The sequence below is a fragment of the Kribbella sp. NPDC020701 genome (assembly GCF_055562215.1).
This window is the reverse complement of the sequence record NZ_JBVHFT010000002.1, coordinates 144,953-161,452: the sequence shown is the minus strand read 5'-3', so window position 1 is coordinate 161,452 and position 16,500 is coordinate 144,953. Positions and strand designations below refer to the sequence as shown.

The window sequence follows — 16,500 nt, the reverse complement described above, 5'->3', positions numbered from 1 at the left end:
GCCGCAAAGCCAGGTTCTACCGAGATTGCCCGGCACTTCCCCGCGACAGAGCGTGACGAGACACTGGTTCCGATAAGGTGACCGCCACCACCCGCAGGGGGAGAGCAGGAAAGGGTAGGCCAGTGAATCTGCGAGCACCGGTGACATTGCTGGACGTGGCACAGCGCGCGGGCGTGTCGGTCGCGACCGCTTCTCGCGTGCTCAACGGCGGGGACCGGGTTCCCCGTCCCGAGTTGCAGGAGCGGGTCAAGGCCGCCGCCGACGAGCTCGGCTATACGCCGAACGCGCAGGCGCAGGCGTTGGCGAAATCGTCGACCAACCTGGTCGGCATCCTGGTCCACGACATCGAGGACCCGTACTTCGCCGCCATCGCGAACGGCGTGATGCGTGCCGCCGACGAACGCCATCTGCTGGTGATGATGGCCAGCACGTTCCGGGACGCGGAGCGCGAGATCGCTTACCTGTCGTCATTGCGGGCACAGCGGGCGCGGGCCGCGGTGATGATCGGCAGCCGGCGGACCGACGCCGAGAGCCTGGCCCGGACCGCGACCGAGGTCGACACGTTCCTCAATTCCGGCGCCGGCCTGGCGCTGGTCAGCCAGTCCGGGATGCCGGCCCACACGATCGAGCCGGACAACCGTTCCGGCGCGGCGGCCCTCGCACGCGAGCTGGTCGGGCTCGGCTGGCGGAAGTTCGCCGTACTGAGTGGACCGGAAACGCTCGCGACGGCACGTGACCGGCGAGTCGGATTCGTCGAGGGGCTGGCCGAGTCCGGGTTGGAGCCGGTGGTTGTCGAGGCCGGCGAGTTCACTCGTGACGGCGGGTACGCCGCGGCCGAGGTGATCCTGGATCGGCACGCCGATGTTGACTGTGTGTTCGCGGTGAACGACGTGATGGCGGTCGGTGCGATGTCCGCGTTGCGTGCGCGCGGAGTCGACGTACCGGGTCAGTTGGGGGTCGCCGGATTCGACGACATCGCGACGCTGCGCGACGTGTGGCCGGGGCTCACCACGGTCCGGCTGCCGCTGGAGCAGATGGGCCGGCGCGCGCTCGAGCTCGCGATCGAGGGTGGCGAGCCGACGACCGAGACCTTCAAGGCCGAGGTCGTCCTGCGGGAGAGCACCGCGAAGCCCTGAAATATGCTCGCGGGGTGACTGTCTCCGAGATCTTCGACCCATCGGCCTGGAAACAGGTCGACGGGTTCGACCTGACCGACATCACCTACCACCGGGCGGTCGACGCCGGAGTGGTACGGATCGCGTTCAACCGGCCCGAGGTGCGCAACGCGTTCCGGCCGCACACCGTGGACGAGCTGTACCGGGTGCTGGACCACGCGCGGATGTCGACCGATGTCGGCTGTGTGCTGCTGACCGGCAACGGCCCGTCACCGAAGGACGGCGGGTGGGCGTTCTGCTCGGGTGGCGACCAGCGGATCCGGGGCAAGGACGGTTACAAGTACGCCGAGGGTACGACGGCCGAGAGCATCGACCCGGCGAAGGCCGGCCGGCTGCACATCCTCGAGGTGCAGCGGCTGATCCGTTTCATGTCGAAGGTCGTCATCTGCGTCGTCCCGGGCTGGGCCGCGGGTGGCGGGCACAGCCTGCACGTGGTCGCGGACCTGACCCTGGCGTCGGCGGAGCACGCGCGGTTCAAGCAGACGGACGCCGATGTGGCGTCGTTCGACGGCGGTTTCGGATCGGCGTACCTGGCCCGGCAGGTCGGGCAGAAGTTCGCGCGGGAGATCTTCTTCCTCGGCGACGAGTACTCCGCCGAGGACGCGTACCGGATGGGCATGGTGAACAAGGTCGTGCCGCACGCCGAGCTCGAGGCGGTCGCGCTCGAGTGGGGCAAGAAGATCTGCGCGAAGTCGCCGACCGCGCAACGGATGCTGAAGTACGCCTTCAACCTGATCGACGACGGGCTGGTCGGGCAGCAGTTGTTCGCCGGCGAAGCGACCCGCCTCGCCTACGGTACGGACGAAGCCGCCGAGGGCCGCGATTCCTTCCTGGAGAAGCGTCCCGCGGACTGGTCGCCTTATCCCTACGCCTTCTAGGGTTTGTGCCACTTCTGGTTGCCGGCGCCGTTGCAGGAACGCAGGGTCAGCCGGCCGCCGTTCGCGGTCTTGTCGGCGGTGACGCACTTGCCGGCGGTCGGGTTGACCAGGTCGTGATTGTTGTTGAGGGCAAACTTCTGGGCCCAGCCGCCGTTGCAGTTGACCAGCTGCACCTGAGTGCCCTCGGCGGTGGACGCGCAGGCGAGGTCCATACACAGGCCCATCGACCGGACCGATCCGTCGGGCTGGAAGGTCCACTGCTGGTTCGGGCCGGTCGCGCAATCCCATAGCTGCAAGGGCGTTCCGTCCCGGCCGACGCCGTCGGTCGCGTTCTGTACGTCGATGCAGCGGTTGGATGCGTCGCTCTGCAGCGGGACCGCCGACGCGCCCGCCGTCACGGCGGCCGGGGCCCTCGACGAGAGCATGCCGCCCGATGACGAGACGCTCGAGGACGTGCTGGCCGAGCTCGAGGAGCAGGTCGGCCTGGATCGGGTGAAGCGCGACGTCCAGTCGATGGTGAAGCTGATGCAGGCGGTCCGGATGCGGCAGGAGGCCGGTCTGCCCGCGCCACCGCTGAGCCGGCACCTGGTCTTCGCCGGCAACCCCGGCACAGGCAAGACCACCGTGGCCCGGCTGTACGGGCGGGTGCTCAAGGCGCTCGGCCTGCTGCGCCGCGGCCACTTGGTCGAAGTCGACCGGACCGCGCTCGTCGGCGAGTACGTCGGTCACACCGGACCGAAGACCACCGCGGCGGTCACCCAGGCGCTCGGTGGTGTGCTGTTCATCGACGAGGCGTACTCGCTGGCACCCGTTGGCATCGGCAACGACTTCGGTGCCGAAGCGATCGCGACGCTGGTGAAGCTGATGGAGGACCACCGCGACGACCTGGTCGTGATCGTGGCCGGCTACGTCAACGACATGTCCCGGTTCATCGGCTCCAACCCCGGTCTGTCGTCCCGGTTCACCCGGACGCTGATGTTCGAGGACTACACCGCCGCCGAGCTGGTCGCGATCGTCGAGTACCAGGCCCGCGAGCACCAGTACGAGCTGTCGGGCGACGCGCGTACGGCGTTGGCGGAGCTGTTCGAGCAACTGCCCCGCGGCGAGGGGTTCGGCAACGGCCGGTCCGCCCGGCAGATCTTCCAGGCAATGACCGAACGCCAGGCCCACCGCCTGTCCGACCTCACCGCCCCGACCCCTGCCCAGCTCGTTTCGCTCGAGTCGGCCGATCTTCCAGCCAGCTTCTAACATCAATTGCTGAGTAGTTAGCAGAAAATTTCGTGCGGACTACTGACAGTTCACGGTAGGACGCTTACGGTCGGCTCCTATGGACAAACTTTCCCGCCGTGGGCTGCTCGCCGGAGCGGGCGCGCTGCTCTCCGCCGGTGCCGTCGGCGCACCCACCGCCGCTGCCCGCCCGTTCGCCCTGCTGCCCACTCGACGCTTCGCCCTGGACGGGCCGGGTGGCGAGCTGTTCACCGGCAAGCCGCTGGCTGACGTCACGGTGATGCAGTCGATCGCCTTCGACAGCGCGAACCGGCGACTGTTCGCCGGCCAGCTGCGCGCCGGGGCGCCCGCGAGCAGCGGTGACCTCACGCTCACTCAGCTCAGCCTCGACGGAGACGTCGCCGGCCACATGTACCTGTCCGGCTTCGGGCACGCCGTCTCGATCGGCGCCGAGACCGTCGGGCGGACGACGTACCTGTGGACCGAGACCGACGTGGACACGGCCAACGCCCGTGGCCGGCAGATCGCCCGCTTCCCCTGGCAGAACGGCGCCACGCTGACCAAGGACTCCCCGACGCTGCGGAGCTGGAAGCCGGTCGCGGACGGGGCCGTGTTCACGCCGTCAGTGGATCAGCAGCATGGCCGGATCGCCATCCGGCACACGCTGGCGGACGGTTTCCACATCAGCGTGTACTCGCTGGCGGCCGCGCGGGTGGGCAACTTCTCGCGCGTGCTCGCGTCGTTCAAGCAACCCACGATGACGGCCGGGATCGACTTCCAGGGCTGGGCTCTCTACGGCTCGTACGTCTATCTCTGGGAGGGCGAGGCGTACGCCGGCACTCCCGACCCGGCCCTGGCGACGTCGAAGCTGTGGACCTACGACATCAACTCCGGCGAGGTCGTCGAGTCGGTGCGAATCCTCGACGGCGCCGACCTGGTCTACCGCGAAGCCGAGGGCGTCGGCGTGTACGTCGACCACCTGGGCAGCCCTCGCCTGTGCTTCGGCTTCGCCTCCGGCGTCACCGGCGACCGTCGCGCCAACCTGTTCTACCGCAACACGCTCGTCTAGCGGCTACTGGGCGACGCCGTACAAGCGGTCGCCGGCGTCGCCCAGGCCGGGCACGATGTAGCCCTTCTCGTTCAGGTGCGAGTCCATCCCCGCGATCACTAGGTTGCACGGTACGTCGAGGTCGGCGAGCTCCTGCTCGATGCGCTGCACGCCCTCGGGTGCGGCGAGCAGGCAGATCGCGGTGATGTGGTCGGCGCCTCGTTCGACCAGGAACTGGATCGCGGCGGCCAGGGTGCCGCCGGTGGCCAGCATCGGGTCGAGCACGTAGCACTGGCGACCGGACAGATCCTCCGGCAGCCGTTCGGCGTACGTCGAGGCCGTCAGGGTCTCCTCGTTGCGGACCATGCCGAGGAACCCGACCTCGGCGGTCGGCAGCAGCCGGGACATGCCTTCGAGCATGCCGAGGCCGGCCCGCAGGATCGGCACGACCAGTGGCTTCGGCGCCGTCAGCTTCACGCCCTGAGCCTCGGCGACCGGGGTCTGAACGGTGACCGGGCCGGTGCGGACGTCCCGGGTCGCCTCGTAGGCGAGCAGCGTGACGAGTTCCTCGGTCAGCCGCCGGAACGTGGGTGAGTCCGTGCGCTCGTCCCGCAGCGCGGTGAGCTTGTGGGCGACGAGCGGGTGGTCCACGACGAGGATCTGCATAAGCCGGAACGGTACCGTCGGCGATTCGGCGCGGGAAAGTGCGCTCGCTGCCAGACTCGAAAGTGCATTGGAATCTGCCCTGCCTCGCCCCCCAGGGAGTACGCCGATGACCGAGAGCACCGCGAAGACGCCCGAGCAGCTCGAGCGCCTTCGCCGGCGGGCCGCGTTCCTGCGGGAGCTCGAGGAAGCGCGCGCCCTCCGTGACCGGATCGCACCCCGCCGGGCCCGGGTCCGGCAGCTGCGTGAGGCGATGCGCAGAGCGACGTACCATCACTGAGGGTTGGTGGTACCGATACCGCGTCGAGATCACGAACATCTCCCGTGTCCGGCGCGAGTCTGCGACGATGAGCCAGTGTCTGATGCCACGGCTGGGCCGATGACCACCGATCTCGACTTCGCGGTGGCCGCGTACACCGAGGACGGGGTCTGGACCGTCACACCGCTGGTGCTCCGCGGTGAGCCCGACCTGTCCACGCTGGTGTCGGCACTGCTGCGGTACCCGGGCGAGGCGGGCGTGCTCGGGATGATCTCGGTCGACGAGGACTTCTTCATCCTGCTGCGCGTGCTCGGCGGCCGGGCCCGGTTGCTGATCTCGGATGTGACCGCGGCGACCGAGTGGCCGCTGGCCCGGCAGGTGGTGGACGAACTCGACATCCCGCTCGCGGATGACGACGACGAGCAGGTTCCGGCCGGCGACCTGGCGATCATCGCCGACCTCGGCCTGAGCGCGATGGATCTGGGCGCGCTGTGCGACGACGTCGACCTCTACCCGGAGGAGATGCTCGAGGAGATCGCCGAGGTACTGGGGTTCGGCAACCAGTTCCACGAGGCGATCGAGGCCCTTGGTTAGTCCGGCGCTGCGGCGCGAGTGGGCGCGGTTGATGACCCTCGCGCTGGACGAGGGCGAGAAGGCGCTGCCCGACGTACCGATCGGGGCGGTCGTGGTGGACTCCTCCGGCGAGGTGATCGGCCGTGGTCACAACGAGCGGGAGCTGACCGGCGACCCGACCGCGCACGCCGAGGTCCTGGCGATCCGGGACGCCGCCAAGCACGTCGGCGAGTGGCGGCTGACGGGCTGCACACTCGTCGTGACGCTGGAGCCGTGCACGATGTGCGCCGGCGCGATCGTGCTGTCCCGGCTGGAGCGGCTGGTTTTCGCCGCGTACGACGACAAGGCGGGGGCCGTGGGGTCGTTGTGGGACGTCGTGCGGGATCGGCGGCTCAACCACCGGCCGGAAGTCGTGGGCGGCGTGATGGCCGACGAGGCGGGCGCGCGGCTACGCGATTTCTTTATCGGGCACAGACCTTGATAGCCTCTGCGGCGGTGGCGTGTCCGAGCGGCCGAAGGAGCGCGCCTCGAAAGCGCGTGACGGGCAACCCCCGTCCGAGGGTTCAAATCCCTCCGCCACCGCCAACCGCCCCTCGAGGGTGGAAGAGAGCCGGAGACCCTGATGCTGTGTGATGCGTCAGGGTTTTCGTCTCTCTGGACCTTGCTCGGGACCTGACGCGACGAGGGGGCCCACCATGGACGTTGCGGAGCTCGATCGGATTCTCCTGGCCGGGGCTGTGGTGCTGCTCGTCGCGGTCGTCGCGGTGCGGTTGAGCGGGCGGCTCGGGCTCCCGTCGCTGTTGATCTACCTCGGGATGGGGCTCGTGCTCGGCGAGTCGGGGCCGGGAAACATCCACTTCGAGGACGCGCAACTGGCGCACGCGCTCGGGTTCGCGGCGCTGGTGGTGATCCTGACCGAGGGCGGTCTGACCACCCGGTGGAACGAAGTCCGTCCGGTGATGCCGCTGGGCGTCGTCCTGGCGACCGTCGGGGTGGCGATCAGCGTGGCGGTGGTCGCCTGCGTGGCGCACTATGTGCTCGGCCTCGACTGGCAGATCGCCGTACTGCTCGGGGCTGTCACGTCGCCGACGGACGCGGCTGCGGTCTTCTCGGTACTGCGGAGGGTGCCGATCAGACCGCGGTTGCGGGGTGCGCTGGAGGCCGAGTCCGGTCTGAACGACGCCCCGACCGTCTTGCTGGTCACCCTGGTCAGCACGGGCGAGGTCGGTGAGAAGGGCCTGCTGTACTTCAGCGGCCTGGTGCTCTACGAGCTCGTCATCGGCGCGCTGTTCGGGTTCGTGATCGGGTGGCTCAGCGTCGGCCTGATCCGCCGGATCGCGCTCAGCTCCGCTGGTCTGTACCCGCTGGCGGTCCTGTCGCTGGCGATCATCTCGTACGCCGGTGGATCGGTGCTGCTGCACGTGTCCGGGTTCGCCTCGGTCTATGTGACCTCGCTGGTCCTCGGACGGGCGGAGCTACCGCACCGGATGGCCACGCGGTCGTTCGTGGACGGGCTGGCGTGGCTGGCGCAGATCGGGCTGTTCGTGATGCTCGGACTGCTCGCGTCGCCGGACCGGTTCCGGCTGAACGACGTACTGGTTGCGCTGGTGATCGGGATCGCGGTGACCGTGGTCGGCCGGTTCTTGTCGGTGGCGGTGTCGGCGACGCCGTTCCGGGTGCCGTGGCGTGAGCAGGCGTTCATCTCCTGGGCAGGCCTGCGTGGGGCGGTGCCGATCGTGCTCGCGACCATCCCACTCGCCGAGGGCGTACCGCAGGCGGTCCGGATCTTCGACGTGGTGTTCGTCCTGGTCCTGCTCTTCACGCCGCTGCAAGGGCCTTCGCTGCCCTGGCTGGCGCGCCGGCTGGGGGTGCTCGACGAGAACGCCGCGCACGAGGTGGACATCGACGTGGCGCCGCTGGAGTCCCTCGGCGCCGACATGCTCCAGGTGTACGTGCCCAGCGAGTCGCGTCTGGCGGGTGTCGAGATCGGCGAGCTCCGCCTGCCCGCCGGCGTGTCCGTGTCCCTGATCATCCGTGGTGACCAGGCTTTCGTCCCGGACCGGCGGACCGTCCTGCGCGCCGCCGACTCGCTCCTGGTCGTTGCCCCCAGCCCCCTCCGCGACCAGACCGTGCGCCGGCTGCGGGCGGTCAGCCGGGCCGGCCGCCTGGCCGGCTGGTTCGGCGAACGCGGCCGCGAACAGCTCTAGTTGGGGTTCTGGCCCGAAGGGACCGGCTGCGGGGTGTGAATGACCGGGAGGCAGACGGTGCTGTCAGCCGGGACGCCGACCGAGGGGAGGCCCTTGAGGCGGACCGAGCCGAAGCCGGCACCGATGACCAGGTCCACCGTGTGGTCGGTGCGGCCGTCGGCGACGATCAGGGCCTTCTGGTTCAGCTGGCCGGCGACCAGCAGCACCTCGGGCGCGTTGTCGCCGGCACCGCGGATCGAGGCCACGTCGATCTTGTCGCCCTTGGGCTCGTTCGCGACCCTGCCGATGTTGAAGCCGCGCTTCTTCAGCGCGTCGGCGACCCGCTGCGCCGAGCCCGCCCTGGCGCCGCCGTTGTAGACATTCAGCACGACCTGCTTGGGCACCAGCCGGTTGTTCGGCAGCTTCTGCTCGACGCAGGTCGGCTCGGCGCTGCTGTTGACCAGGGAGTTCCACCCCCACCAGCCGCCGCCGACCAGGATGCCCAGCAGGATCACCATCGTCACCGGCGTGCGCCAGCGGATCCGCGAGTGCGGCCTCGGCTGCGGATGGATCGCGGTCATCGGCTCAACCCCCCGTGAGCAGACATGGGTCAGTCCACGACCAGGACCCGGGCGTGCAGGACCAGACGCTGCTGCAGCGCGGCCCGCAGGGCCCGGTGCAGACCGTCCTCGAGGAACATCTCACCCTTCCACTCGACGACATGGGCGAACAGGTCGCCGTAGAAAGTGGAGTCCTCGTCGAGCAGCGCGTTCAGGTCCAGGGTGCCCTTGGTCGTCACGAGCTCATCCAGCCGCACCTGCCGTGGCGGCAGTGACGACCAGTCCTTCGGCTTGAGCCCGTGGTCCGGGTACGGCCGTTCCTCCCCGACGCGCTTGAAGATCACCCCCCGAAGTCTAGCGGGGTAAAAGGTCTTGTGAGAGGTCGCAAATATCACCGGAACAGACCACGAGGGCCTCTCAACCTTTCGCTGCCGTCCGGCGTCCCAGAGGATGAGGAGCAGCGGGGGCGGACTCCGCACCCGCGATCAAGGGGGGTTAACCGCATGCGAATTCTTTCCAAACTCGGTCTCGCGACGGCGACAGTCACGGTCGTCGCCCTCGGTGCGACGTTGCCGGCCGACGCGATCACCGTGTCCCAGGTGCGAGCGGCCCAGACCCGGCTGAACGCGATCGGCTGCGGCGCGGGCCCGGTGGACGGCAAAGTCGGCGCCATCACGCAGGCGGCGACGGTGCGATTCCAGTCCGCCAACGTCCTGAGCCAGACCGGTTCGCTGAACAGTACGACGTACGCGCGGTTGATGGCGTCGACCGCGAAACGGTGTGACGTCCGGGCCGTGCCACGCCGGTCGGGCACCGGTCGCCGGATCGTGATCAGCCAGACGCAGAACTGGGTCTGGCTCGTCGATGCCCGCGGCAAGATCGTCCGGCAGGGCGGGATCATCGACAATCCGACGTACCTGAAGGCCGGGAACTACACCAGTGGCGCCAAGTGCGGCCGCGCGGCCCGGATCCGGAAGAACACCGACGGCGCGAGCCTCTACCTGAACAACTTCGTCCGGTTCGCGCCGTGCGGGATCGGGTTCCACCAGATCCCGACGTACAAGTCGAACGGGAAGCAGATCCACGCCGACTACCTGCTCGGCACGAACTACAGGGCCTCGCACGGCTGCATCCGGGTCTCGGCATCGATGTCCGCCACCATCTGGTCCTTCGCGGCGGGTGCGACGCGTGTAGTCGTGATGCGGTGACTCCGCAGGGCTAGCATGCGCAGCGGGTAGTTCCGTCGAACCGGGGAAGGCACGCTGACATGGCCGAGACAGGCGACGTCGTGGAGACCGTCAAGCAGGGGTACGCGTTCGAGGGGGCGGCGATCGAGCTCGGCGCGTTGCTGGTCGACGATGAGCCGAAACCGGAGGTCGCGGTCCGGATCCCGCTGTCGATGGTGAACCGGCACGGCCTGGTCGCCGGCGCCACCGGAACCGGTAAGACGAAGACGCTGCAGTTGATGGCCGAGCAGCTGTCCGCGGCCGGTGTCGCGGTGTTCGCCGCCGACATCAAGGGCGACCTGTCCGGCATCTCCCAGCCGGGCGAGGGGAACGACAAGCTGCTGTCCCGGACCAAGTCGATCGGCCAGGACTGGACCGCGTCCGGCTTCCCGACCGAGTTCTACGCGCTCGGCGGGCAGGGCACCGGGATCCCGATCCGGGCCACGATCACGTCGTTCGGGCCGGTGCTGCTGTCGAAGGTGCTGGGGCTGAACGACGTCCAGGAGTCGTCGCTCGGGCTGATCTTCCACTACGCCGACAAGGCCGGCCTGACGCTGCTCGACATCAAGGACCTGCGGTCGGTCATCCAGCACCTCACGTCCGACGAGGGCAAGGACGACCTGAAGGAGCTCGGCGGACTGTCCGCGGCGACTGCCGGGGTGATCCTGCGGTCGCTGATCGGGTTCGCCGACCAGGGCGCCGAGGCGTTCTTCGGGGAGCCGGAGTTCGACACCGCGGACCTGATGCAGCAGCGCGACGGCAAGGGCGTCGTATCGCTGCTGGAGCTGCCGAACCTGCAGGACCGGCCGGCCCTCTTCTCCACTTTCCTGATGTGGCTGCTGGCCGACCTGTTCCACGACCTCCCTGAGGTCGGCGACGTGGACAAGCCGAAGCTGGTGTTCTTCTTCGACGAGGCGCACCTGCTGTTCAATGACGCGTCCAAGGCGTTCCTGGACTCGATCGCGCAGACCGTCCGGCTGATCCGGTCGAAGGGTGTCGGCGTCTTCTTCGTCACCCAGACCCCGAAGGACGTCCCGGACGACGTACTCGCGCAGCTCGGTTCACGGGTCCAGCACCAACTGCGGGCGCACACGCCGAACGACGCGAAGGCGCTGAAGGCGACGGTGTCGACGTTCCCGAGCTCGGCGTACGACCTGGGTGAGGTGCTCACGCAGCTCGGGATCGGCGAGGCGATCGTGACGGTGATGAACGAGAAGGGTGCGCCGACGCCGGTCGCGTGGACCCGGTTGCGGGCGCCGCAATCGCTGATGGCGCCGGCGTCGGCGGAGCAGATGACCGCGTCGGTCCAGGGGTCGCCGAACAACGCGAAGTACACCGAGGTGATCGACCGGGAGTCGGCGTACGAGAAGCTCGCCGCCAAGGTGCAGGCGGGCGCTGAGCAGGCGGAGGCCGAGGAGCAGGCCAGGCAGCAACAGCAGGAGGCCCCGAAGCCGCGCGCTCAGAAGCAGGAGAAGTCCATGGTCGAACAGGTCATCGGCTCGTCCGCCTTCAAACAGTTCGCCCGCTCGGCCGGCCGGGAGATCGTCCGCGGCCTGTTCGGCTCCGCCCGCCGGCGCAAGTAATCCTTGTGCAGACAGGGAAACCGTCGTTTGATCGTTGATCAAACGACTGAATCATCAATCATCAGCCATCGTTTCCAACTCGTAGTCCACAGCGCGCCGTCGCGGATTGGGACGAAACGCCTACTCGTCGTACGGTGGGACGGATGGTTGCGCAGAGTAGGCGAGCGGTACGTTCTTGGGCGCTCTGGACCCTGACGGTCCCGGCGTTCGCCGTCGTGGTGCTGGTCGACCTGGCCGCGATCGGGTACGCCGTGCAGGCGTTCACCGACCTGCCGAGCTGGCACGGGCTGGATGTGGTGTTTGCACTGACCGCGTCGGCGCTGATCGCGGTCGAGGGTGCTCGCCGGGTGGAGAGCCGGCGGCGCCGGGGCGGAGCACTGCACAAGGACCTCGCCCCGGCCTGGATGATCGCGGCCGCCCTGGTGCTGCATCCGGGGCTGGCGATCCTGGTCGCCGTCCTGCTCCGGATCTGGTGGCGGATCCGGGCCGGCAAGTGCATCCCGTACCGCTGGGCCTTCTCGACCGCGGTGTACGTGCTCGCGGTCGGCGCCGCGCACGCGGTCTTCGTCGCGGCCCGCGACCTGACCGGCGGCAGCGGCCTCGGTCTGGCCGTCTCGATGGTGGCCGGCGCGATGGCGTACGTCGTGACCGACACCGTCCTGTGTGGACTGGCGATCTCGCTGATTATCCCCGGCAGCAGCCGGCGTGAGGCGATCGGCGGGCTCGACGATCTCTGCACCGACGCGACGGCCGCAACCCTCGGCTGCCTGCTCGCGGCGGCGTGCCTGATCAGCCCCTGGTTCGCGTTCGTGGCGATCCCGATCACGCTGACCGCGCAGCGGGCCCTGTTGCTCGGCCAGTTGGAGACCGAGGCGCAGACCGACCCGAAGACCAGCCTCACCCGGGTCGACTGGTGGCGGCGCCGGACCGAGGAGATGCTGCGCACCGCGCGGAACCAGCGGGAGCCGATGGCGGTCCTGCTGATCGACATCGACCACTTCAAGCAGGTCAACGACCGGCACGGGCACCTGGTCGGCGACGAGGCGCTCCGCGCGGTCGCGACGATCCTGCGCAGCGCGATCCGGGCGAAGGATGTGATCGGCCGGTTCGGTGGTGAAGAGTTCGTGATCGCGCTGCCGGGCACCGGGATCGACGAGGCCACTGTGACCGCCGACCGGCTCCGCAACGCGGTCGCCGCCAGCCCGCTCGCGGCGATGTGCGCCGGCGTACTGGACGAGCCCGACCTCGACCCCGACACCTTCCGGCTGACCGTCTCGATCGGGGTGTCCGTCTATCCGGCCGACGGCAGCACTGTCGACGACCTGCTGCTCCGCGCCGACCGGGCGATGTACGCCGCCAAGGCCGCCGGCCGCAACCGCGTCCGCCTGGCCGCCGACACGCTGCCCGTCCCGCACTTGATGCCGCGCCCGATCACCCCGCCGCCGGGTCCACGCTCATCGGGCACCGCTCCGGCCGAGCGAGCCGGGTCCGCGGTCGCCTCCGGCGTCGCGTCACCCACCGACCGCCACTGATCTTCCGTATCCGGAGAACCATTCACCGCCGTTCGGCGTCCTCTGTGTGAGGGCGGTAGGACGGAGAGCAGATGGCGGCTTCGGGAAGTCGTGACGACGACTTCACGGCGTTCGTGCTGGCCAGGTCCGCGCGGTTGGTGCACTTCGCGCGGATGCTCTGTGGCGACGCCGGACTGGCGGAGGACCTGGTGCAGACCGCGCTGGAGAAGGCGTACCTGGGGTGGGACCGGATCGAGATGGCCGACCCGTTCGGCTACATCCGGCAGGCCGTGGTCAACCAGCACCTGTCCTGGGTACGACGCCGGCCGTGGCGCGAGCGGCCGAGCGGTGACGCGGTCGAGCTGGACCTGTACGTCGGCCTGTCCGACCCGGACCGCTCCGGCCCGAGCGCGGGCCGGTCCGTGGCCGATCCGTCCGGTGCGGTCGAGCGCCGGCTCGCGGTCGGTGCGGCGCTGGCGGCACTGAGCCGGCGCGAGCGTGCGGTCGTCGTTCTGCGGTATGTCGAGGACCTCACCGAACAGCAGACGGCGGCGGTCCTCGGGGTGGCGGTCGGCACGGTGAAGAGCACGAACGCGCGGGCGCTGGCGAAGCTGCGGGTCGCTCCCGAGCTGAGCGGCAGTTACGTAGGAGAGCGAGCATGAACGACAAGGGCAGTACGGCGACCGAGGACGACCTCCGGTCCGCACTGGCGCCGGACGGCACCATCGCGCCGCTCGACCCTGTGCGCGTGATCGCGGGAGCCCGTCGCCGGCGCAAGGTCCGCGGCCTCGCCACTGCCGCGATCGCGGCCGTCGTGGTCGGCGGGGTCGCCACCGGGGGAATCCTGGCCGGCGGCCAGTTGCTCGGCCAGGCTCCGGAGCCCGCGGATCCCGGACCGACGACGCTGGCATCACCCAGCGTCCCGACAACAACGCCGCAGATCACAACGCCACAGATCACAACGCCACAGATCCCGAAGGGCACCGCAATCACCCCCGGCCCCGGCAGTACGCCCGGTGCGGTCCCGATCACGGCGGCGACCTGCAGGGCGGCGCTGAATGGCGAGCCAGGCCCCGGCGCCGGCGCCACCGGGCGAAGCCTGCTGAGCGACGAGTACGGCACGACGATCGTCATCGCGGACAGCCGCTACTGGATGGTGTGCGACAACACGTTCGGGCCGCAGGTGTCGGCACGAAAGCCCGAGCGGCTGCAGAAGCCGAGCGCACAGGACACGGACGCCTTCGCGGTTGCCGAGAACGAGATCACCCTCGCGGCCGGTCAACGCGAGCTCTACTGGGCCGGCGGGATGCTGCCCGACGGTGTGGCAGCGATCCGATACACCTTCCCCGACGGCGCGACCGAGGACGCCCAGGTCGATGGTGCCTTCTGGCTGATGCGCCATGTCTCAGAGCAGATCCGTCCGGGCGGTCCGTCGGCGACCAAGATCCGGGTCCGCCTGCTGTCCGCGTCCGGCGCGGTCGTGCACGATTTCCAGCTGGTCTGGGGTGAGCAGACCTGTGCCCAGATCAGCCACGGCTGCTGAGCGCAGAACCTTCCCGGTCCGGCCTGCGTCCTTGAGTCCGACAGATTTCCAGAAAGTTGTGGAGGGCAACGATGATCGAACAGAGCCGGAAACGGCGGGTGGTGGCGATCCTGGTCAGCGGACTCGCGGTCGCCGCGGTCGCCGGCGTCGCGATCGCAGGGACGGCGGTGGCGCGCAACCGCCATCCGTCCGGTGACTCGGCGGTCGCGGGCGGCAGTCCGGCCACGCCGGTCGCGGAAACACCCGTGACGCCTACGGTCTCTCCGCAGGTCACGCCGACGCCGGCACCTACGACACCAGCCCAGCCGACGCAACCGGTCGTGACGCCCTCGAGCAAACCGACAGTCCGGCAGACCCCCGGCACCAAGCCCGTCGTACCGAAGCCACCGCAGCCGCAGCAGCCGCCGGCCGACCCGGTCGCGGCCTGCAAGTCATGGCTGAAGGACGCGGACGCCGAGAACGCACCCGGCTCGAGCGCGAAGGTCGTCGCCCGGCTGAACGGCGCGCCGGGCACGGTCCTGATCCTTGCCGACAGCAAGAACTGGGTCGGCTGCGACACGGCGTTCGCCCGGACCGGTGGAGGCCGCGGCTCGATCCGGCAACCGGCGAAGATCGCCACTCCTCCACTGTCCGCCGACACCTTCGCCGTTGCGAACAACCTCATCCCGGTCAACGGACAGCAGTACGAGTACTTCTGGGCCGCGGGGCGTCTCCCGGCCGGGATCACCAAGGTCACCTACTGGTTCCCGGACGACAAGACCACCGAAGCGGTGATCATGGGGGACTACTGGGTCATGCAGCACCAGGTCGGGACTCCGTGGAAGGAGGGTACGGCGCCGGCCGCACAGGTCGAGGTGACGCTGTCCACTGCGAGCGGCCCGGTGAAGACCTTCGAACTCACCTGGGGCGAGCAGACCTGCGCCCAGATCACCCACGGCTGCTGAAGGCGGACGTCCGCCACTCACCAAGCGTCGGCCGCACGCTCGAGGAGCCTGCGGCCGACACCGTGTGGCGGAGTTGGTGAGTGCTGCAGGTTCAGCAGGCGCCGAAGGTGCCGGCCGAGACCCACGCCTTCGCGACGTACATGCCGGCGTTGACGCGGAGCCAGATGTTGCTGGTCCCCTGTGAGCCGGTGACGCTTTGGCCCGTGGTCTGGCACTCGACCGTCACCTGCGCGGACTTGCCGGCCATGCCGACGACCGCGCCGGAGGAGTTCGCGGCGTACCGGACGTTCAGGTAGCCGGACGAGATCGAGACCGTGCCGCGGCCGCCGTCGCCGGTCCACAGGTAGGTCACGTCCACGAATCCGTTGTCCGACATGCCCAGCGCGTCCCAGAACGTACCGTCCAGCTCACGATCACGTGGCCGTTGGCCGTCGTTCCGCCGACCAGGCCTTCGCGGGTGGCGAAGACCCGGGACTTCAGCGGCGCGGCCTGGATCGCCATCCGGCTCAGGTCCGCCTTGTCGGTGGACTGGACCGTCAGGTCGGCGACCCATGGGCTGGCGCCGGTGGGCGGAGCACTGACGATGATCCGGAGCTGGACCTGGTCACTCGCGCCGGGCAGTGCGGTCGGCGTACCGGCCTGGGCGGCGGTCCATTCGGACCACTTGTCGTTGACCCAGGCCCGTACGTCGACCTCCGCCGATGAACCGTCCGGCGTACTGGTGGTGTAGCCGACGACTACGGCCGAGGTCGCGGTCGTGAAGCGGACCGGGGTGAGCTCGGCCAAGCCGGAGCGTTGCATGATTTCGGTCGAGCCGATCGCGGCCGCGGCGTCGCCGAGGATGATCCGGTTGCCCTCGATCCTGACGTTGCTGGATCCGGCGACCGGCTGGGCCGCGACGGCGACCGGATCGGTCGGCGCGGCGTTGCTGGGCAAGGTGGCGGTAAAGATCGCCAGCACTGCCACCAGACCGGCGGCACAGGTGGCTTTTCGGGTGATACGCATGGGCGGAACCTCCGGGGCGGTGAAGGCGTGTTCACCCAATGTGACAAACAAACCGTACGTCTGTATAGCCCGTGAATAAATTCCTCCGAAGGAGTTGGTGACGGGACAGAACCCGATCG

The 16,500-nt window shown here is 69.3% G+C and carries 20 protein-coding genes and 1 tRNA gene; 15 read left to right on the top strand and 6 right to left on the bottom strand.

Annotated features, from left to right (window positions below):
• Window positions 1-122: 122 nt before the first annotated feature.
• On the top strand, window positions 123-1,136 hold the full coding sequence (locus ACZ3HV_RS04190) for a LacI family DNA-binding transcriptional regulator (protein WP_465680734.1): 1,014 nt from the start codon (window positions 123-125) through the stop codon (window positions 1,134-1,136).
• Between the two features lie 14 nt (window positions 1,137-1,150).
• Entirely contained in the window at window positions 1,151-2,053 is a 903-nt protein-coding gene (locus ACZ3HV_RS04185) for a 1,4-dihydroxy-2-naphthoyl-CoA synthase (protein ID WP_465680732.1), read from the top strand.
• Here the strand turns inward: ACZ3HV_RS04185 and ACZ3HV_RS04180 are convergent.
• On the bottom strand, window positions 2,050-2,478 hold the full coding sequence (locus ACZ3HV_RS04180) for a ricin-type beta-trefoil lectin domain protein (RefSeq protein WP_465680730.1): 429 nt from the start codon (window positions 2,476-2,478) through the stop codon (window positions 2,050-2,052). The two genes, ACZ3HV_RS04185 and ACZ3HV_RS04180, sit on opposite strands and share 4 nt — an antisense overlap.
• Between ACZ3HV_RS04180 and ACZ3HV_RS04175 the strand changes: the two genes are divergently transcribed.
• Entirely contained in the window at window positions 2,477-3,301 is an 825-nt protein-coding gene (locus ACZ3HV_RS04175; protein WP_465680728.1) for an AAA family ATPase, read from the top strand. The genes ACZ3HV_RS04180 and ACZ3HV_RS04175 overlap by 2 nt on opposite strands.
• Window positions 3,302-3,380: 79 nt before the next feature.
• The gene (locus ACZ3HV_RS04170; RefSeq protein ID WP_465680726.1) at window positions 3,381-4,349 is read left to right on the top strand and encodes a phage baseplate protein; all 969 of its coding nucleotides are present in this window, start codon (window positions 3,381-3,383) and stop codon (window positions 4,347-4,349) included.
• Between the two features lie 3 nt (window positions 4,350-4,352).
• Here ACZ3HV_RS04170 and upp read toward each other — a convergent pair whose 3' ends face one another.
• On the bottom strand, window positions 4,353-4,994 hold the full coding sequence (gene upp / locus ACZ3HV_RS04165) for a uracil phosphoribosyltransferase (protein WP_360364798.1): 642 nt from the start codon (window positions 4,992-4,994) through the stop codon (window positions 4,353-4,355).
• 106 nt (window positions 4,995-5,100) lie between these two features.
• Here upp and ACZ3HV_RS04160 point away from each other — a divergent pair, with 106 nt between their 5' ends.
• From ACZ3HV_RS04160 to ACZ3HV_RS04140, 5 genes are all read left to right on the top strand, one after another.
• Window positions 5,101-5,271, top strand: coding sequence for a hypothetical protein (locus ACZ3HV_RS04160; protein ID WP_465680724.1), 171 nt, complete (start codon window positions 5,101-5,103; stop codon window positions 5,269-5,271).
• A gap of 75 nt (window positions 5,272-5,346) precedes the next feature.
• Entirely contained in the window at window positions 5,347-5,844 is a 498-nt protein-coding gene (locus tag ACZ3HV_RS04155; RefSeq protein ID WP_360364802.1) for a tRNA adenosine deaminase-associated protein, read from the top strand.
• 31 nt (window positions 5,845-5,875) lie between these two features.
• Window positions 5,876-6,304: a nucleoside deaminase gene (locus ACZ3HV_RS04150; RefSeq protein WP_465680722.1), complete on the top strand. Its 429-nt coding sequence runs from the start codon at window positions 5,876-5,878 to the stop codon at window positions 6,302-6,304.
• A gap of 13 nt (window positions 6,305-6,317) precedes the next feature.
• Window positions 6,318-6,408, top strand: a tRNA-Ser gene (locus tag ACZ3HV_RS04145).
• Between the two features lie 110 nt (window positions 6,409-6,518).
• On the top strand, window positions 6,519-8,030 hold the full coding sequence (locus ACZ3HV_RS04140) for a potassium/proton antiporter (protein ID WP_465680720.1): 1,512 nt from the start codon (window positions 6,519-6,521) through the stop codon (window positions 8,028-8,030).
• Here ACZ3HV_RS04140 and ACZ3HV_RS04135 read toward each other — a convergent pair.
• Window positions 8,027-8,590 (bottom strand): LytR C-terminal domain-containing protein, encoded by a 564-nt coding sequence (locus ACZ3HV_RS04135; RefSeq protein ID WP_360364808.1) that lies wholly within the window; start codon window positions 8,588-8,590, stop codon window positions 8,027-8,029. The genes ACZ3HV_RS04140 and ACZ3HV_RS04135 overlap by 4 nt on opposite strands.
• 29 nt (window positions 8,591-8,619) lie before the next feature.
• Window positions 8,620-8,913 carry a type II toxin-antitoxin system VapB family antitoxin gene (locus tag ACZ3HV_RS04130; RefSeq protein ID WP_360364810.1) on the bottom strand — a complete coding sequence of 98 codons (294 nt, stop codon included), beginning with the start codon at window positions 8,911-8,913 and terminating at the stop codon, window positions 8,620-8,622.
• Between the two features lie 159 nt (window positions 8,914-9,072).
• On the opposite strand from ACZ3HV_RS04130, the gene ACZ3HV_RS04125 reads away from it, so the two are divergent.
• The 6 genes from ACZ3HV_RS04125 (at window position 9,073) to ACZ3HV_RS04100 (ending at window position 15,376) form a co-directional block, all read left to right on the top strand.
• Window positions 9,073-9,777 (top strand): L,D-transpeptidase family protein, encoded by a 705-nt coding sequence (locus tag ACZ3HV_RS04125; protein ID WP_465680718.1) that lies wholly within the window; start codon window positions 9,073-9,075, stop codon window positions 9,775-9,777.
• 59 nt (window positions 9,778-9,836) lie between these two features.
• A complete protein-coding gene (locus ACZ3HV_RS04120) occupies window positions 9,837-11,378 on the top strand; it encodes a helicase HerA-like domain-containing protein (RefSeq protein ID WP_465680716.1) in 1,542 nt (513 codons plus the stop codon).
• 143 nt (window positions 11,379-11,521) lie between these two features.
• On the top strand, window positions 11,522-12,910 hold the full coding sequence (locus ACZ3HV_RS04115) for a GGDEF domain-containing protein (protein ID WP_465680714.1): 1,389 nt from the start codon (window positions 11,522-11,524) through the stop codon (window positions 12,908-12,910).
• Between the two features lie 71 nt (window positions 12,911-12,981).
• Window positions 12,982-13,551: a SigE family RNA polymerase sigma factor gene (locus tag ACZ3HV_RS04110; protein ID WP_465680712.1), complete on the top strand. Its 570-nt coding sequence runs from the start codon at window positions 12,982-12,984 to the stop codon at window positions 13,549-13,551.
• A complete protein-coding gene (locus ACZ3HV_RS04105) occupies window positions 13,548-14,432 on the top strand; it encodes a hypothetical protein (protein WP_465680710.1) in 885 nt (294 codons plus the stop codon). Before ACZ3HV_RS04110 ends, ACZ3HV_RS04105 begins: the two co-directional genes overlap by 4 nt.
• 71 nt (window positions 14,433-14,503) lie before the next feature.
• Window positions 14,504-15,376, top strand: coding sequence for a hypothetical protein (locus ACZ3HV_RS04100; RefSeq protein ID WP_465680708.1), 873 nt, complete (start codon window positions 14,504-14,506; stop codon window positions 15,374-15,376).
• A gap of 91 nt (window positions 15,377-15,467) precedes the next feature.
• Here the strand turns inward: ACZ3HV_RS04100 and ACZ3HV_RS04095 are convergent, their stop codons facing one another.
• Both ACZ3HV_RS04095 and ACZ3HV_RS04090 read right to left on the bottom strand, forming a co-directional pair.
• A complete protein-coding gene (locus tag ACZ3HV_RS04095; RefSeq protein ID WP_465680706.1) occupies window positions 15,468-15,752 on the bottom strand; it encodes a hypothetical protein in 285 nt (94 codons plus the stop codon).
• A complete protein-coding gene (locus ACZ3HV_RS04090; RefSeq protein ID WP_465680704.1) occupies window positions 15,725-16,381 on the bottom strand; it encodes a hypothetical protein in 657 nt (218 codons plus the stop codon). The genes ACZ3HV_RS04095 and ACZ3HV_RS04090 overlap by 28 nt, the downstream gene beginning before the upstream one ends.
• Window positions 16,382-16,500 lie beyond the last annotated feature (119 nt).

Bases quoted from the DNA above. Each gene is read 5' to 3' on its own strand.
- ACZ3HV_RS04175 (WP_465680728.1), top strand. From the start codon at position 2,477: ATGCCGCCCGATGACGAGACGCTCGAGGACGTGCTGGCCGAGCTCGAG.
- ACZ3HV_RS04180 (WP_465680730.1), bottom strand. From the start codon at position 2,478: ATGCTCTCGTCGAGGGCCCCGGCCGCCGTGACGGCGGGCGCGTCGGCG.
- ACZ3HV_RS04170 (WP_465680726.1), top strand. From the start codon at position 3,381: ATGGACAAACTTTCCCGCCGTGGGCTGCTCGCCGGAGCGGGCGCGCTG.
- upp (WP_360364798.1), bottom strand. From the start codon at position 4,994: ATGCAGATCCTCGTCGTGGACCACCCGCTCGTCGCCCACAAGCTCACC.
- ACZ3HV_RS04160 (WP_465680724.1), top strand. From the start codon at position 5,101: ATGACCGAGAGCACCGCGAAGACGCCCGAGCAGCTCGAGCGCCTTCGC.
- ACZ3HV_RS04150 (WP_465680722.1), top strand. From the start codon at position 5,876: ATGACCCTCGCGCTGGACGAGGGCGAGAAGGCGCTGCCCGACGTACCG.
- ACZ3HV_RS04140 (WP_465680720.1), top strand. From the start codon at position 6,519: ATGGACGTTGCGGAGCTCGATCGGATTCTCCTGGCCGGGGCTGTGGTG.
- ACZ3HV_RS04135 (WP_360364808.1), bottom strand. From the start codon at position 8,590: ATGACCGCGATCCATCCGCAGCCGAGGCCGCACTCGCGGATCCGCTGG.
- ACZ3HV_RS04125 (WP_465680718.1), top strand. From the start codon at position 9,073: ATGCGAATTCTTTCCAAACTCGGTCTCGCGACGGCGACAGTCACGGTC.
- ACZ3HV_RS04120 (WP_465680716.1), top strand. From the start codon at position 9,837: ATGGCCGAGACAGGCGACGTCGTGGAGACCGTCAAGCAGGGGTACGCG.
- ACZ3HV_RS04115 (WP_465680714.1), top strand. From the start codon at position 11,522: ATGGTTGCGCAGAGTAGGCGAGCGGTACGTTCTTGGGCGCTCTGGACC.
- ACZ3HV_RS04110 (WP_465680712.1), top strand. From the start codon at position 12,982: ATGGCGGCTTCGGGAAGTCGTGACGACGACTTCACGGCGTTCGTGCTG.
- ACZ3HV_RS04105 (WP_465680710.1), top strand. From the start codon at position 13,548: ATGAACGACAAGGGCAGTACGGCGACCGAGGACGACCTCCGGTCCGCA.
- ACZ3HV_RS04100 (WP_465680708.1), top strand. From the start codon at position 14,504: ATGATCGAACAGAGCCGGAAACGGCGGGTGGTGGCGATCCTGGTCAGC.
- ACZ3HV_RS04095 (WP_465680706.1), bottom strand. From the start codon at position 15,752: ATGTCGGACAACGGATTCGTGGACGTGACCTACCTGTGGACCGGCGAC.
- ACZ3HV_RS04090 (WP_465680704.1), bottom strand. From the start codon at position 16,381: ATGCGTATCACCCGAAAAGCCACCTGTGCCGCCGGTCTGGTGGCAGTG.